This window comes from Paenibacillus baimaensis, assembly GCF_025567575.1.
Window position 1 is genome coordinate 103,407 of the sequence record NZ_JAOQIO010000099.1, and the last position, 14,829, is coordinate 118,235.

Annotated in this window: 13 protein-coding genes; 2 read left to right on the forward strand and 11 right to left on the reverse strand. The window is 48.5% G+C overall.

The window, feature by feature from the left end; genetic code table 11:
* Window positions 1–176: 176 nt before the first annotated feature.
* The 11 genes from bioC to OB236_RS29280 all read right to left on the reverse strand — a co-directional run bounded on the left by bioC (window position 177) and on the right by OB236_RS29280 (window position 12,671).
* Window positions 177–1,043, reverse strand: coding sequence for a malonyl-ACP O-methyltransferase BioC (gene bioC / locus OB236_RS29230; protein ID WP_262687069.1), 867 nt, complete (start codon window positions 1,041–1,043; stop codon window positions 177–179).
* A complete protein-coding gene (locus OB236_RS29235; protein ID WP_262687070.1) occupies window positions 1,033–1,821 on the reverse strand; it encodes an alpha/beta hydrolase in 789 nt (262 codons plus the stop codon). The genes bioC and OB236_RS29235 overlap by 11 nt, the downstream gene beginning before the upstream one ends.
* Window positions 1,818–2,996 carry an 8-amino-7-oxononanoate synthase gene (bioF, locus tag OB236_RS29240; protein ID WP_262687072.1) on the reverse strand — a complete coding sequence of 393 codons (1,179 nt, stop codon included), beginning with the start codon at window positions 2,994–2,996 and terminating at the stop codon, window positions 1,818–1,820. Before bioF ends, OB236_RS29235 begins: the two co-directional genes overlap by 4 nt.
* Window positions 2,997–3,009: 13 nt before the next feature.
* Window positions 3,010–4,008: a biotin synthase BioB gene (bioB, locus tag OB236_RS29245; protein ID WP_262687073.1), complete on the reverse strand. Its 999-nt coding sequence runs from the start codon at window positions 4,006–4,008 to the stop codon at window positions 3,010–3,012.
* A gap of 5 nt (window positions 4,009–4,013) precedes the next feature.
* Complete coding sequence (gene bioD, locus OB236_RS29250) at window positions 4,014–4,760, reverse strand: dethiobiotin synthase (protein WP_262687074.1); 747 nt, start codon at window positions 4,758–4,760, stop codon at window positions 4,014–4,016.
* A complete protein-coding gene (gene bioA / locus OB236_RS29255; RefSeq protein WP_262687104.1) occupies window positions 4,757–6,088 on the reverse strand; it encodes an adenosylmethionine--8-amino-7-oxononanoate transaminase in 1,332 nt (443 codons plus the stop codon). Before bioA ends, bioD begins: the two co-directional genes overlap by 4 nt.
* 256 nt (window positions 6,089–6,344) lie before the next feature.
* On the reverse strand, window positions 6,345–7,319 hold the full coding sequence (locus OB236_RS29260) for an aldo/keto reductase (RefSeq protein WP_262687075.1): 975 nt from the start codon (window positions 7,317–7,319) through the stop codon (window positions 6,345–6,347).
* Window positions 7,320–7,484: 165 nt separating this feature from the next.
* On the reverse strand, window positions 7,485–8,786 hold the full coding sequence (locus OB236_RS29265; RefSeq protein ID WP_262687076.1) for an MBL fold metallo-hydrolase: 1,302 nt from the start codon (window positions 8,784–8,786) through the stop codon (window positions 7,485–7,487).
* Window positions 8,787–8,825: 39 nt separating this feature from the next.
* Window positions 8,826–10,493: an ABC transporter permease gene (locus tag OB236_RS29270; RefSeq protein ID WP_262687077.1), complete on the reverse strand. Its 1,668-nt coding sequence runs from the start codon at window positions 10,491–10,493 to the stop codon at window positions 8,826–8,828.
* A gap of 50 nt (window positions 10,494–10,543) precedes the next feature.
* Window positions 10,544–11,638 carry an ABC transporter substrate-binding protein gene (locus OB236_RS29275; RefSeq protein WP_262687106.1) on the reverse strand — a complete coding sequence of 365 codons (1,095 nt, stop codon included), beginning with the start codon at window positions 11,636–11,638 and terminating at the stop codon, window positions 10,544–10,546.
* A gap of 67 nt (window positions 11,639–11,705) precedes the next feature.
* Window positions 11,706–12,671 carry an ABC transporter ATP-binding protein gene (locus OB236_RS29280; protein WP_262687078.1) on the reverse strand — a complete coding sequence of 322 codons (966 nt, stop codon included), beginning with the start codon at window positions 12,669–12,671 and terminating at the stop codon, window positions 11,706–11,708.
* A gap of 286 nt (window positions 12,672–12,957) precedes the next feature.
* Between OB236_RS29280 and OB236_RS29285 the strand changes: the two genes are divergently transcribed.
* Both OB236_RS29285 and OB236_RS29290 read left to right on the forward strand, forming a co-directional pair.
* Window positions 12,958–13,863: a LysR family transcriptional regulator gene (locus OB236_RS29285; RefSeq protein WP_262687079.1), complete on the forward strand. Its 906-nt coding sequence runs from the start codon at window positions 12,958–12,960 to the stop codon at window positions 13,861–13,863.
* 67 nt (window positions 13,864–13,930) lie between these two features.
* The gene (locus OB236_RS29290) at window positions 13,931–14,791 is read left to right on the forward strand and encodes a hypothetical protein (RefSeq protein ID WP_262687081.1); all 861 of its coding nucleotides are present in this window, start codon (window positions 13,931–13,933) and stop codon (window positions 14,789–14,791) included.
* The last annotated feature ends 38 nt before the right edge of the window (window positions 14,792–14,829 follow it).

Sequence of the window (14,829 nt, forward strand, 5' to 3'; positions counted from 1 at the left end):
AAAAGGTGTCGATTCAGATCATCGCCGAGCATAGAAAATAAACCTGATGAGTACAGGTTTATTCATAAAATGGATCGAAAGCTCTTTAAACAATGCAGCGGCGTCTGGAACATGAAATACAATGTTCTATACGCCGCTGCGGTTATTGGGCTACTGTTGTCAGTTATAGAGTTTACCTACCCATCCGCCAATGCTTGGATCAATAGAAGATCATAACTGGCAATAACACCTCCCTGTATGCTGAAATTCCCCTCGTATTCCTTATACATGTTGGCAAACAGACGTCGCGAACTGAGACCACGCATAGTAACAGCCTCAGAAGTGCTGGCTCCCATCGCTTTTACCGAGTGAAGAAAATCTCTTGCTGAAGCATACTTTTCCGTCTGAATCGAGCGTTCAAATTGGATATTTGAAAATCCTGATTCCTTGAGCAAGCTGTTCCATTCATTTGTCGATAGAAACCACAGTCCGTGCCGCTGCGGCTCCATTCCATTGGCTCGATAAACTTCATTAAAAGCCTTATGCATCTCGCAGAATGTATCAGGCCCGAATGTCGTGAATATCAGTGAGCCTCCAGGACGGAGTATTCGCCGAAGGTGACCAAGTGTTTGCCGAGGATTGCTCAGCCATTGAAAGCAGGCGTTGGAGACGATGAGATCCAACGAGGATGTCGGAGCATTTTTCGCCCACATTTCAACATCAGCATGAAGAAAGCGTAAACGATCCGAAGTCATTTTTCTGATGCCATTAAAGTTCGCTTCATCTGATAGGACACGTTGTTCAGCCAATTTGATCATCGCGGGCGCAATATCAAGTGCAGTAATACTCGCACTGGGCCATTCAGTTACTAGAATCTCGGTCAGCATCCCCGTGCCGCAGCCGATCTCAAGAATGTTGAGCCCGACTATGTTACTTTTGTTCTTCCACCCTAAGAAAGATTTTGCAAGCCGATCTGACATCAAACGCTGAACATGAGCGTGAGCGTCATACGAATTTGCACTACGGTTAAATTGACGTCGGATTTCACTCATCCTACTGCTCATGCCACCATCTCCTCAGTTCATTAGCTATTTGGTCTTCCCTTCCCAAGAACGGGGCATGCCCGCAGGCAGGTATCGTGAATAACTTTGCTTTTGGTAACTGAGCCATCAGCTCCGATGCAGCGCCGTAAGGACAAATACGATCCTCAGTCCCGTGCACAAGAAATACCGGACATGTGATGCTCTTCAGTTGAGACAAGTATTCCTCGCTTCGCAAGATTTGAAGACCTGCGATTAGAGCTGGGGTTGTCCAGCTACCGATTGGGGGAAGGCTTTCGCCTGGATCGGCCTCCCATTCCGCCTCCGTAAATATGAGCTGTCGGAACTTTGTTTCAACGCTTTGTCGGTTCTGTACGAGCCCTGTAATCATCTTCCTAACGTATATATCTGCCCAACCGAGGTCAAACTCCTCCTTTGACCTGGTAAATCGAGCAGTTGCCCCGAACAATACAAGGCCATCAGCGAACCCTTTGATCGCTAGTCTCAGTGCCAGTAAACCTCCGAGAGACCATCCTCCGATCAACAGCGGACCGTGGAAAGCCCTTGTCCTACAAGCCTCTCCATCCAAATACAGAAAATTTTTTACTGCTATTTCGGTCAGGAGCAGCATTTTCTCTGGAGAATCAGCATCACTGTAATCTACAGAAACATGATGGAAATCCGGAAGTAACTCACGAGTCCGATCAAAAATCGCATCCGGCATACTCCATCCGCACAACCATACAATGGTGCCGCTTGTCTGTGGCTGAATTTTCACTGAATCAAAATCCAATGCAATCATGGACTCAACACCCCTAGTCGAAGTCCGATGTTGTGGATGCGTGTGGATGCATTGACCAACTCCTTATCAGTGTGAACGGCTGACAGGGAAAAGCGAATACGCGCTGTGCCATTAGGCACAGTAGGTGGACGGATGGCAACCGCTACGATCCCCTCTTCTTCTAGAGCTCCGCTGAAGCGTAAGGCTGTATCGTTATCACCGACGATTAAAGGTACAATTGGGGAGTCGCCAGCACCGATGTTAAACCCGGCGTCACCAAGCAAGGACCGAAATAACCAGGTTGCCGCATAAAGCCTTTCTCGTCGCCAGTGTTCCTTTTGTACCAAAACTAACGACTTTGAAATGCCAGCTACGATAGATGGGGGCAACGCAGTTGAATAAATGAGTGGTCTAGCTTTGTTCACCAGCCATCGAATTAGCGTGCGGCTACCACAAATATAAGCGCCATAGACACCGAAGGATTTGCTGAATGTTCCCATATGAATATCCACATCATTCTGACGCCCGAGTTCATGACACAATCCCTCGCCTCGCCCGCCGTAGATCCCCCCACTATGTGCCTCATCCACCATTAGCATCGCTCCGTACTCGCGTTTAAGCGCAGCAAGTTCACGCAATGGAGCCTGATCGCCATCCATGGAGAAAACAGCGTCTGTAACGATCAGCTTACGCCGTTTATCACGATACTTATTCAATAGCGTACGCAAATGTTCCATATCGTTATGACGGTACCGGGCATGCTCCGCACGGCTCAATACAATGCCGTCCACAATACTTGCATGGTTCAACTGATCGCTGAAAACAACATCTCCTCGGCCTACTAGTGCACTAATAACACCTGAATTAGCCATATATCCATTAGCAAGAACTAGCGCAGCTTCGCAGTTTTGCCAATCGGCCAGTGCTTCCTCTAGACGACTATAAGACATCCGGTTACCTGTCACATGGCGTGAAGCGCCTGAGCCAGCACCTTCCGTGAGCAGAGCCTCGCGCATCACTTCAAGTATCGCAGGATGCTGGGAGAGTCCAAGGTAGTCATTGGAGGACATGTTGAGTAACACTTGTTCTCCTCGCAACGTATAGCCAGGAGATCCGGATACTGAGTTACTTGTACGCAAGGAACGCTCCAACGAAGCATCAGCCATTAATTCAAGTTCTTTTTCCATCCAGTACATGGTTGGCACCGCCTTAAAGGGCATTTAATTCAATCTCAAAGCCCAAATCCTCAATAATTTGATGATCAGCCGTAACGTCTTGGCCTGCTGTCGTTAAATAATCACCTACAAAGAGTGAATTTGCGGCGAACAGAGATAAAGGCTGCAGCGTACGGAGGTTGACTTCTCGACCGCCTGCCACGCGGATTTCTTTAGAAGGACAAATGAAACGAAATAGAGCTAATACCTTCAACGCTTTCATTGACGGCGTGCGGCCTGCATGTTCCAGAGGTGTTCCAGGTATCGCGTTTAGGAAATTGATCGGAATCGAATCCGCATCTAGTTCGCGGAGTGCATATGCCATTTCAACAATTTCTTGATTTGTCTCACCCATACCGATAATGACACCAGAGCAAGGGGACATGCCGTGTATCTTTACCTTCTCCACGGTTTCAACACGTTGATCATAGGTATGGGTCGTCGTGATGGAGGGGTAGTTGGCCTTACTGGTATTCAAATTGTGGTTGTAGCGATGTACGCCAGCTTCAGCAAGACGTTTGGCTTGATCGTCCTTGAGAATACCCAAACATGCGCAAATTTTCAGTGGCATTGATTTACGGATTTCTCTAACCGCGTCCACCACTTGATCCAACTCCTTGTCTGTTGGGCCTTTCCCAGCCGCTACAATGCAATAGGTTCCGGCTTTGCGTGCCATCGCTTCACGTGCGCCTGAAAGCAACGTGTCTTTATCAAGCAAGGTGTATTTTTTAACCGGGGCCGTCGAAACAATCGATTGCGAGCAATAGCCACAGTCCTCGGGGCAAAGGCCGCTTTTGGCGTTGATGATCATGTTCAGCTTCACTTTTTTACCGTAAAAATGTTTTCTCACCTTAAACGCAGCCTGCATGAGCAGTAGTACCTCATCATTGTCGGCGTCGAGCACAGCAAGCCCTTCCGCGAGCGTTAAACATTCTCCGTTCAATGCTTTTTGGGCAAGCGATAGCCAATCCATCTCCGCTGCAATGGTATTCATCTCAATCATCCTCCTATAGTTTGAACTGCAAATGCCTCTTTGATAGGCGCGAATTGTATTGTTTTTCGTACAGTATGTATCAACGTCTCTGAAGTCGCTTCGGCGTGTAAACGGGGAAACCGACCGAGAACCTTTAGACCGCTGTATTGTTCAATTAGTTGTGCATTCGTAGCAACGCTTGGATCATCATGGGGTTCCATTGACTCGCCATCATTCAATATGACGCCAACAATTGGGACTTCACGATCCCGAAGGAATGAAGCAGTCAGAAGTGTGTGATTAATTGTTCCAAGGCTAGAACGGGCTACAATTAATGCAGGTACCCGAAGCTCTGAGATTAAGTCCACCATGAGGGTGTCATCGGTCAGCGGGACAGCGACGCCGCCCGCGCCTTCGATGAGTAGTGCCTCGTAACGTTTAGTGAGGGGTACACCTGCGGCGATAATCTCCTTCAGCGTAAGATTTACCCCAGCTTGCTTGGCGGCGAGCATTGGCGTAAGTGGAGCTTCAAATGTAAATGGTGCGACTGCCTCGGGCGGTTCGTTGATTCCCGTGCTTTTCAGCAGCCGTTCCGCATCGGTAAGTCCGCTACCAAGAGGTGCACCGGACTGAATCGGCTTCCAAACACCGGCATTCAACCCTTCAGCTCGGAGCATAGCGGTAATGGCTGCCGTTACAACAGTCTTCCCGACGCCGGTGTCCGTACCTGTCACAAATAATCCGCGTATCATTTCAATGTTCACTTTGTTCATGTAACCTGGCCGCCTTCAGTGACGTGAAGTATTGATGCCTCCAAAATATCTGTCATGGCATCAAGTTCAGCTTCACTGCTGACAAGCGGAGGGATGAAGACGATCACATTTCCGAGTGGTCTCGTTAGCATTCCGAGTTCTCTGGCCCTTAGACTCGTGCGAACGCCAATTCGATCTGCCCAATCGTATGTCTCACGTGATATCTTATCGCGTACGAGCTCGATTCCGATCATCAGTCCTTTTTGTCGGATTTCACCAACATGCGGGCGATCTTTAAGCGCTGCGAGCTTATGCTCAACAAATGATGCCTTTGCTCTTACTCCTTCGACCATGTTGCGCTCTTCAAACAGCTTCAAGCTAGCCAAAGCAACCGCACAGCCGAGTGGGTTCCCTGTGTAGGAATGACCGTGGAAAAATGTTTTCTGTTCTTGGTAATCGGCATAAAACGCTTCGTACACCTCGTCAGTCGCAAGCGTCGCTGCCACCGGCAAATAGCCACCGGTCAACCCTTTCCCGATCACCATCAAATCAGGTGAAACATCCTCGAGATCACAAGCGAACATAGCCCCCGTTCGACCGAAACCGGTCGCCACCTCGTCAGCGATGAGCAGTACGCCATACTTGCGGCACAGATTAGCCATCTGGCTTAAACAGCCTGGTGGCATGACTATGATGCCACTAGCCCCCTGCACTATCGGCTCCACAATGAGAGCCGCAATTTCATCCGCCCGAGTCTCGAGCAAATTACGTAGTGCGGTTAGTGTATCTTCCATTGCCTTCGTCTCACCACCATCATGGCGATAAGAGTAGGGATATGGAATGACGTGGGAAGGAAATAACATGGGGCGAAACACATCATGGTACAGAGGTATAGCACCGACACTCACTGCTCCAACTGTATCTCCGTGGTACGCTTGATTCATCGTGATAAACTTCGTTTTACCCTGTATTCCCTTGTTATGCCAGTATTGAAACGCCATTTTGATCGCGATCTCGACACCAGTTGCTCCTGAATCTGAGTAAAACACTTTGTTCAATCCTTCCGGAGTTATTCCCACCAACTTTTCTGCAAGCTCGATTGCTGGTACATTGGCCATTCCGAGAAGGGTGGAATGGGCGACTCGCCCTAACTGCTCCGTGATTGCCTGATTTAGCTCCGGCACGTTGTGTCCATGTACGTTGAGCCAAACTGATGAGAAACCATCATAATAAGCGCGTCCTTGGACGTCATACAGCATGATGCCTTCGCCGCGTTCAATAATGAGTGGATCAGAGTTATTGTAATCTTTCATTTGGGTAAAAGGATGCCATAAGTGATCTTTATTCATGGCAGCAAGCCGTTCGTAATCCGTTATCACAAATTATCACCATCCGTTTAATATTTAATTGTTAACCAAATATATATTATTTAGGTTAACAATCGGATTTGGTCATTTTAGCAGACCTGGACGCCTCTGTAAAGAGAACTCAACATCAAAAACCCTTCTGCATGGATCACAAAAGGGCCAATCTGGAAATATTTGAATTATGATCTACGAATTGATAATGTGCTAATCTTGTCTAGAACTTTATTTTCTTTTGACATCAACTGCTTACATAAGAAGCGATAGCACCATCCAGTTCAATGTCCACTGCACCCAGGCTGTCCTGCAAATGGTGGTGGTTTTTGCAGCCGACAATCGGAATCACGGGAAAGGGCTGTGCCAGCAGACAAGCCACTGCTATCTGATTGGATGTGGCCTTATGTTGTCGGGCAAGCTCCTCGATCCGGTCCAATCGGGTAAAATTAGTTTCATTGTGATACAGTCTGTATATATTTTTATTGCTTAATTCGGGCTGTACCTCGTGCTCTCTGCGATATTTGCCACTAAAAAAACCATTGGCCTGCGAGCTGTATGGGATGAGTGCGACTCCTGTGCGGATATGCCAGTCTACCAAGGCCTGATCGGTTATAACCTGACTCGGATCTTTGATTGAACCTGGATTGACAGTCGCCAGGCTCCACAAATTGCTAACGGCAACAAACCCTGTATATCCTTTGCTCACAGCATACTGCTGTGCTTGCTCCAAGCGCTCCAGTGTCCAGTTCGAGCAGGCATAATAACGAATATGGCCCTGCCTCACATGCGTCTCCAAAATGTCAATCAGCGTCTCAACAGGAATACGTGGATCATCACGATGCAAATAATACAGATCAATGTAATCGGTACCTAATCTCTGCAGGCTTCCCAGGATGTCCTGCTCAATCTCTGCGGCTGATAGCCTCGAAACCAGCGGTGTATCCAGTAACGGATGCCCACCTTTGGTCGCAATGATCAATTGATTCCGATTCCCTCTCTCCTTCATCCATCTACCCAAAAAACGCTCACTGCTGTTCGGCTCGATAGGCAACCAGTTCGCATATACCTCTGCCGTATCAAGAAAATTGCCTCCGGTTTCTGTAAACGTATTCAAAATTCTGTTAGATTCCTCTTCACTGATCGAACCACCAATATCCGAGGTTCCCAAACAAATAACAGATGGCAGCAGATCTGTGTTTTTAATAGCTTTGTACTTCACAATAACAGCCCTCCCGTTTGAATTACGGATTGATTTGGCACACAACTTCTATTATAGGCAATGGCTTTGATAGAAGTCTACTTACTTTAATCGCCTGATCACAAAGAAATACCCCTACCCGGATTCATGTCACGGGTAGAGGTAAATGTTGTAACTTCTATTTGGCTATTCCCGCCAAGTATCCCCGGCAGACAACGCATGTATGTTAGTATACCCCTCTTTGCTCAGTTGTACACATACCGCATCTGTCGCCTGCTGACCCGCATGGACCAGAATCGAGTGCTCGCTTCCAAGAACATCCAGCATGGCTCTGACATCGGGCAAACCCTGATGCACCTTATAGCGTATAAAGTGCACCTGACCTGCGTCATGTCCGAGAATTTCCATATGCTCGCGGGAGGCCATTAGCAGCCGATGCGCACAACTTCCCTTAGCCAAATGTCCCGTCAAAATGACGCAGCAGGCCTTATCCTTGGTCAACTGCTCATAGTACCATTGACCGCGAGCCGACTGCAGCATGCCATCATTGGTCAATACGATCCGACTCCCCTTTTCAGATACCGCTTGAAGCCGCTGTGCTTCACTATCCACGAAAACAATTCTCGGATCCACCAGACAAGCCTGAATACGTTCTATAGCTTCGGGCTGCAGCCATTCCGGTCCTTGCAGCAGCTGCTTCAATCCTGTAGTAATCTCCTGTTCAACATAAATGGGTATTTCGGGAAATTGCTTCCTTGCCCACAGCAGCATCTCCTGACTGCGTCCATAGGTTGGCACAGGCAGCAGAACCGGGCCGCCTTGTCTCAAGGTTTCATCGATTTGCAACCGCAGCTGCTCCAGCTTCTGCTGTTGGGATTCTGTATCCATCCCATATGCGGCATCTATAATAGCCAGCTCGATGGGGGACTCCAAATGCTTCGGCTGAGGGCGGTCAGCAGCTAATAGCAACGATTCCGCCGTATAGTCACCTGAGTAGAACACCCGTCTACCCTCCACATTCAGCAGCAGCCAGATGGACCCAGCCAAATGTCCGCTTCTCCCCCAGCATACGCTCAGTCCTGGTTGTATCGTATACCATTCGCCGGAGGGCGTCTGCTCTTCAATGAACTTGTATTGGATCGCCGATATATCCTTATCGCGGTAAGGCAGATCCGCATGACTGGAAGCCGCATACCCCTTCCAAGCCTTATAATAGGAAGGAAGCTGTTCGAAGGTCGCCCTTGTCGTCCATACTTCGCCTGTATAGCCCATGTTATACAGCAGGGGAATCGCTATGGAATGATCCTCGTGGGCATGAGATAAAAATACCGCATTCAGCTGCGGAACCACATTTTCATCGCACAGCGGGTATTCACCCGCCCCCTCCTTCTTGACCCCACAATCGAGTAAAACACGTGTTTGGCCCTGCTCAATCAGATAGCAAGAGCGGCCATGCTCGCCAGCGCCACCCCATACTGTTGCTTGCATATAATATATTCACACTCCACTAGATGTAAGGTTTACCAATTACAAATTTTTCTTGGCCGTAATTCGATTCAAGCCAAGCAACATCAGCGTCGTCAAACCGACGGATACGACAGCCATTGCCATCCCGAGTGATACTTTGCCCTGCTCAAATTGAGCGAAAATATAGGTAGCCGACGTTTCCATCGATGGCGGTAAAATCATCAGCGAGGCGACCAGCTCACGAACCGATATCGTAAACGTCATCATCCAACCCGCCACCATACCCGGAATAATGAGTGGCAGTAAAATTCTGCGGAAGATGTAGGCCGGCTTGCCGCCAAATACCCGACCGGCTTGAAATAACGAATCGTCCAGCTGGGCAAAGTTCGCTTTTACATATTGAACCGTATAAGGAAGGAAGAACACGACGTACGTCAGGACAACCATACCGTAGGTGTTATAGAGCGGAATCGGCATCCACGGCGAGTTCCAGAACAGGATGAGTCCAACTACAATAACAATGCCTGGCACGGTATTTGGCAGCAGGGCGAACAAATCGGTAATCCTTTGCGGCCACGATTGCGACTTGCGAATCATCAGTGCAAAGTACGTGCCAAGAATCACCGCAATCGTTGCGGCAATCAACGACAGGCTGAGGCTGTTCATTAACGCCTGCATGCTCTTGGAGCCCCAGGTCAGCAGGTCGATATAATATTGAAGGGTCAAATTGTTCCATTGCAGTCCAACCCCGCGCAGCTTCATTAACGAAGCGGCAATGATGGAGAAATACGGTACAACTATCGCAAGCCCGAGCAGTCCGACTATATAACCCCATGCCAGCAGCTTCTGCCATACGCTCATTCGGTATATTTTGCCTCGTGTTCCTTTACCGCCAACGAGCGAATACGTGAACCTTTGGCTAACCATGGTCTGCATATACCAGATCAACAAGCACGTGCTTAAAAGAATCGAAGCCAACGCCGTTGCCTTGCCAAAATCAATCGGCCAGCTCGATATATATTTATGAATTTCCGACGTCAGTACATAAAAACCGATCTTCCTGCCGAAGGTTGCCGGTGTGCCGAATTCAGCAATCGTTTTAACAAAAATCAATAAGGCACCCATGGCGTAGCTGGACAGCAGCAGCGGGATAATAATGCGTCGAAAGCTGTATACAAATCCACCACCATGCACACTCGCCGCCTCTTCCTTAGTACCTCCGATTTGCAGCAGTGCATTACGGAGAATCAGATACAGGAATGGGAACAAGTGCAGGCACATGATTACTATCATACCGAACATACTGAAAAATACCGGGGTAAGAAAGGCCGCTTTGGGAAGCAGCTGTTCCAGATAACCGTTCTTCTGCATGAACAAAATCCAGCCCATCGAACCGATATAGGGTGGCGTCATAAACGGAATCAGCATAATGACATCCAGCCACGTATGCCGGCTCAGCTCCGTACGGGCAAATATCCAAGCCAACGGCAGCGCCAGCACGGTCGTTCCCGCCACTACACAAATACCCAGCAAAATCGAGTTCCAAAATACTTCAGCCAGTTCATTTTCCATAATGGCCCTGACCGGTGCCAGCAGATCCAGCTCACCGCTTGGATACACACTGGTTACAAATATGAAAAAAAGAGGGACGACCACAAGCATCGCCAGCAGCAATAAGGCAAGGGCCATCCCGAGTTTTTTATACGAAAACGAGCTAGTATATTCCATAAGATCACTTCTCTATCTGGTTTCTGGTTATGGCTTTATCTACTGACTGCTTACTTGAACAGCTGCGTGAATTTTTTCGTTACGGCATCACCGTTCGTGTCCATCCAGGTCCAGTCGATTTTCATTTGCGGTATTTGATCCACACCCGGACGATTCTTGGCTTTGATATCTTTGCGGCCTGGCAGCAGGTAAGTATCCGCAATCATCGCTTGTGCTTCGTCGGACAGCAGGTAATCGATATACGCTTTGGCAGCATCCGGGTTTTTCGAGGTTTTGATAATCGACGCCGGACGCGGGCTAATTACGGTACCACTGGCAGGGTAGATCATATCGATCGGCTCGCCTTTGGCTTTGGCCTGATAGGTCAGGTAATCCACACCAGCAACTACAATGCTTTTTGCGCCAGTAATAACCGGGTCTAATGCTTCCTGATTCGCACCTGCCATAGCTACGCCATTCTTCTTATACTGCTCTAACAGCTCCCAGCCGCTATCACCCTTGCCGCTCAAGTAGCCAGTAACAAAATCAAGTGCAGAACCGGATAATGCCGGGTCCGGGATATTCACTTTACCCTTCCATTCTTCCTTGGTCAGGTCAGCCCATTCCTTGGGAGGTGTCGGAACCAGCTTGGTGTTATAGCCGATACCAAGTGCAGATGCACTGTAGCCGAAGAAATGACCGTCTTTATCTGACCATTCCGGAATCAGCTTATCAGCATTCTTGGCATCCTTATACTCCAGCGTTAATCCGTTCTTCTTCAGGCCTTGCGTAGCAGGAAGTGAAGCAAGAATGACAACGTCAACGACCGGGTTTGCTTTTTCCGCTTCCATACGGGACAACACTTTACCGGTTGTGCCCTGGAACATTTCGATTTTCACGCCTGTTTTCGTTTCATAGCCCTTTTGAATGGCTTCCGCCAATTCCTTAGGTCCTGCACTGTATACAACCAGCTTCCCGCTCAGCTTCTTCTCTTCTTTCTTGTCCGCTGGTTTCACTTCTGTTGTAGCTGTGGCAGGCTCTGTCTTGGGAGCTGCTCCATTATTGGGTGTGCCTGCTGTCGGCGCTGCTGTTCCACAGCCTGTAACCCCAAAGCCTACCATTGCCGTAAGCAGCATTAATGCGCTGTTTTTTAACCCTTTTGTCATTTTCAATTCAATACGCCTCCTCGTTTTGTGTGATGAATAAACATCGCTTTGTATGTATTCACCCTGTTTAATCTGTAATTTCGTGAATATCTTCCCGACTTATATACATCTCAACTTCTTCACCTGTCGGTTTACGTTCCCGATCATAGGCCGTCCACAATCCCAAGCTGCCCATATCGAGCTGAATTTCATAGCGGTCTCCCAGGTAACTGACGCTCTGCACTTTACCCCGATAAGCATCTGCTGATCCATTCCGGACCCATTGGATTTGCTCCGGGCGAATAAGCAGCTTGTCCTTGACCAGCCAATTCGATTTACCGATAAATTGGGCAATAAACGGATGCTGGGGGGTATTGTAGATTTGCTCGGGTGTTCCCTTTTGTAAAATCTGTCCTGCCTTCATGACCACAATTTCGTCGGACATCGACATCGCCTCTACCTGATCATGCGTCACATACAAGGCCGTTAGCCCGATATCCCGCACAAGTCCGGTTAACTCGATCCGCATTTCGTCCCGCAGCATGGCATCCAGCGCACTCAGCGGTTCATCGAACAATACGAGCTGCGGCTTCATGACAACAGCCCTTGCAAAAGCGACCCGCTGCTGCTGTCCACCCGAAAGCTGATGCGGATATCGCTGCTCCAGCCCCTGCAGACGCACCATATCAACTGCTTCCTGAACAACTCGCTTGAGCTCCTTGGTCTTACCCGAGGCTCGCAGACCAAATGCAATATTCTCAAATACGGTCATATGCGGCCATAAGGCAAAATCCTGGAACACCATACCAAAATTTCTGCGATGCGTTGGTCGATCGATCCGTTTGGCACTGGAGAACAAGATGTCATCCCCCAGCCTTAGCTCGCCCTGATCAGGAGTCTCAAGCCCGGCAATCATGCGCAGCAGGGTCGTTTTGCCACAGCCCGAGGGCCCCAGCAAGGTCGTAAAGCGCCCTTGCTTAATGTTTAAGTTCGTTGTATGCAGCGCTTGAACGCGGTTGAAGCTTTTTTCCAAGCCTTGAATCATCAGATCCATGCCATTACCTTCCTTTTTCCCCTTAATCCCTGTCCTGCTCGAATTTCTCTTGCTGCCGTCTTCCTAAACTCATTGTAGAGGCCGATATTCATCCAAGTGTTATCGTCACGTAAATGTTTTGTTAATTTTATCAATGTAATCTATTCAAACCTATAGATTTTATCTATACTAATGCTGAAGTCGGTCATCAATCAAAATTATGCTTACGATGCTGGCGTTCCAAGAACGCCCTGAGATTATGCTTACGATGCTAGCGTTCCAAAAAACGCTTTAAGGAAGGTGCTCCATGAACCTGCTTAAATTACAAATGGTCGAATTGATTGAAAAGCATAAGAAGGTGACGACTGTCGCCGATGCAATGGGATTAAAACAGCCAACCGTCTCCTTTCACATGAAAAATCTGGAGCAGGAGCTGGGTGTCCAGCTGTTCGAATCGCGTTCAGGGAAGGTGCACCTGACCGAGGCCGGCAGATCGTTATATCACTACTCCGTGAAAATTAATGCGTTGGCTCATGAAGCGGAACGTGTCGTGAAGGAATACGACCAGTTAGGTCGGGGAACCTTGAAGATTGGTGCCAGCTATGTACCAGGCACGTACATCCTGCCGCGTCTGCTGAGCAGCTTTACGCAAGCATACCCGCGTATCCAGCTGTCGCTGATCGTCAAGACAGCGCCGGTTATCAAGGAATTGCTGATCAATCATGAGATTGATCTGGGCATCATGTCGTGCGAGCCCTTCCAAATGCCGCCGCTGCTGGGCGAGACATTTTGCGAGGACGAACTGGTACTCATATGTTCACCAGGACATAAGCTGGCGAGTTACCCACAGCTGTTCCCCGATCAGCTCCAGAGTGTCCCATTCCTGCTGCACAGCCCGGAATCCAGCACTCGCCAAATGACGATGAAGTGGGCACAGAGCAACCGCATTGAGCTGAACGGGCATATCGAGCTGGATTCACTGGAGGCGATTAAGCAAGTGGTCATGCTGGGGGAAAGTATTTCCTTCGTTTCCCGATTAGCTGTGCTTCGCGAGGTTGAACGCGGGGAGCTCGTATTCCGTCCGATTCCGCAAAATCCATACAAGCGCTACGTGTACTATGCCTACAATCTGGACCGCCGGCAGTCTGCCTTACTGGAGGGTTTTATCCAGCATCTGTTAAAACCGGTTTACAATATCAACACAGCACGTTAACATCCAGATAACAATCGATCTTTATAGTCATCCTTGTAACTAAATGACATTGAGGGAGATGAAATGAGTGAAAAGAAGTAAATGGTTAGGCGGATTGGCATCCGTGGTATGTACAGCCGTGCTCGCAGTCAGCATTAGTATACCTGCACCCGTACAGGCAGCAAGCAACATGGTTCCGGATTATGAGGTTAAGCTGTTAATGCAACCAAGCGCGGTATTGGGTTCCGACGGCAAGCTGACCAGTACGGTAAGAGCGGCCTTTGGCATGCCAAGCACTGTAACCAAGATGAACATTGAGTTCCTCGATACCAATGCCAAGGATATCTACACCAACACCTGGATTCCCCGCATCCGCAAAACCGAAGGTGAAAGTGACTTCGAGCTTACCTACAAAAAACGTTATCCCATCGTTAACGACAACATCACAGCAGCATTAACATTGGCCAATCAGGAAGGCTTTGATTCCAGTGACACCAATTACGATGCACAGGTCGAATGGGGTTATATGAATAAAACCTTAAGCATTTCCAACAAAAAAACCGGCAAAAAATCCGGTTACAGCGGCATGGATCTTCCGTCCGCAAGCGATTCCCGCAAGCTGTTAAAGGACAATGTTCCTGGTAAAATGGACAAATGGTTATACAATGGCTGGGGCACAGATATGCTGAATGCTTCCCGAGTGTATGGTCCGGTGCTGGCCAAGCGCTCAATCGGTACCTGGAGTGGTCTTGAGACGTATATCGAAGTATGGCCAATCAAAGATGCGGCTGGTACAGGCATCGAGAACGTGGTCGAAATTTCCTTCAAAACGAACAGCAGCACAACCGCTTCAACGAAGCACGATCAGTTGATTACTTATCTGCAAAGTCAAGGCTGGTTCCTGGCTCAGGATTCGTTGAAAACTCAGCTGATTATGGACCGCTACTAGAAGCAGCAGTTATGAAATAGAAAAAGCCAGCCTTCATG

Bases quoted from the DNA above. Each gene is read 5' to 3' on its own strand.
- OB236_RS29235 (WP_262687070.1), bottom strand. From the start codon at position 1,821: ATGATTGCATTGGATTTTGATTCAGTGAAAATTCAGCCACAGACAAGC.
- OB236_RS29270 (WP_262687077.1), bottom strand. From the start codon at position 10,493: ATGGAATATACTAGCTCGTTTTCGTATAAAAAACTCGGGATGGCCCTT.
- bioC (WP_262687069.1), bottom strand. From the start codon at position 1,043: ATGAGCAGTAGGATGAGTGAAATCCGACGTCAATTTAACCGTAGTGCA.
- bioB (WP_262687073.1), bottom strand. From the start codon at position 4,008: ATGAATACCATTGCAGCGGAGATGGATTGGCTATCGCTTGCCCAAAAA.
- OB236_RS29265 (WP_262687076.1), bottom strand. From the start codon at position 8,786: ATGCAAGCAACAGTATGGGGTGGCGCTGGCGAGCATGGCCGCTCTTGC.
- bioF (WP_262687072.1), bottom strand. From the start codon at position 2,996: ATGTACTGGATGGAAAAAGAACTTGAATTAATGGCTGATGCTTCGTTG.
- bioA (WP_262687104.1), bottom strand. From the start codon at position 6,088: ATGAATAAAGATCACTTATGGCATCCTTTTACCCAAATGAAAGATTAC.
- OB236_RS29280 (WP_262687078.1), bottom strand. From the start codon at position 12,671: ATGGATCTGATGATTCAAGGCTTGGAAAAAAGCTTCAACCGCGTTCAA.
- OB236_RS29275 (WP_262687106.1), bottom strand. From the start codon at position 11,638: ATGACAAAAGGGTTAAAAAACAGCGCATTAATGCTGCTTACGGCAATG.
- bioD (WP_262687074.1), bottom strand. From the start codon at position 4,760: ATGAACAAAGTGAACATTGAAATGATACGCGGATTATTTGTGACAGGT.
- OB236_RS29285 (WP_262687079.1), top strand. From the start codon at position 12,958: ATGAACCTGCTTAAATTACAAATGGTCGAATTGATTGAAAAGCATAAG.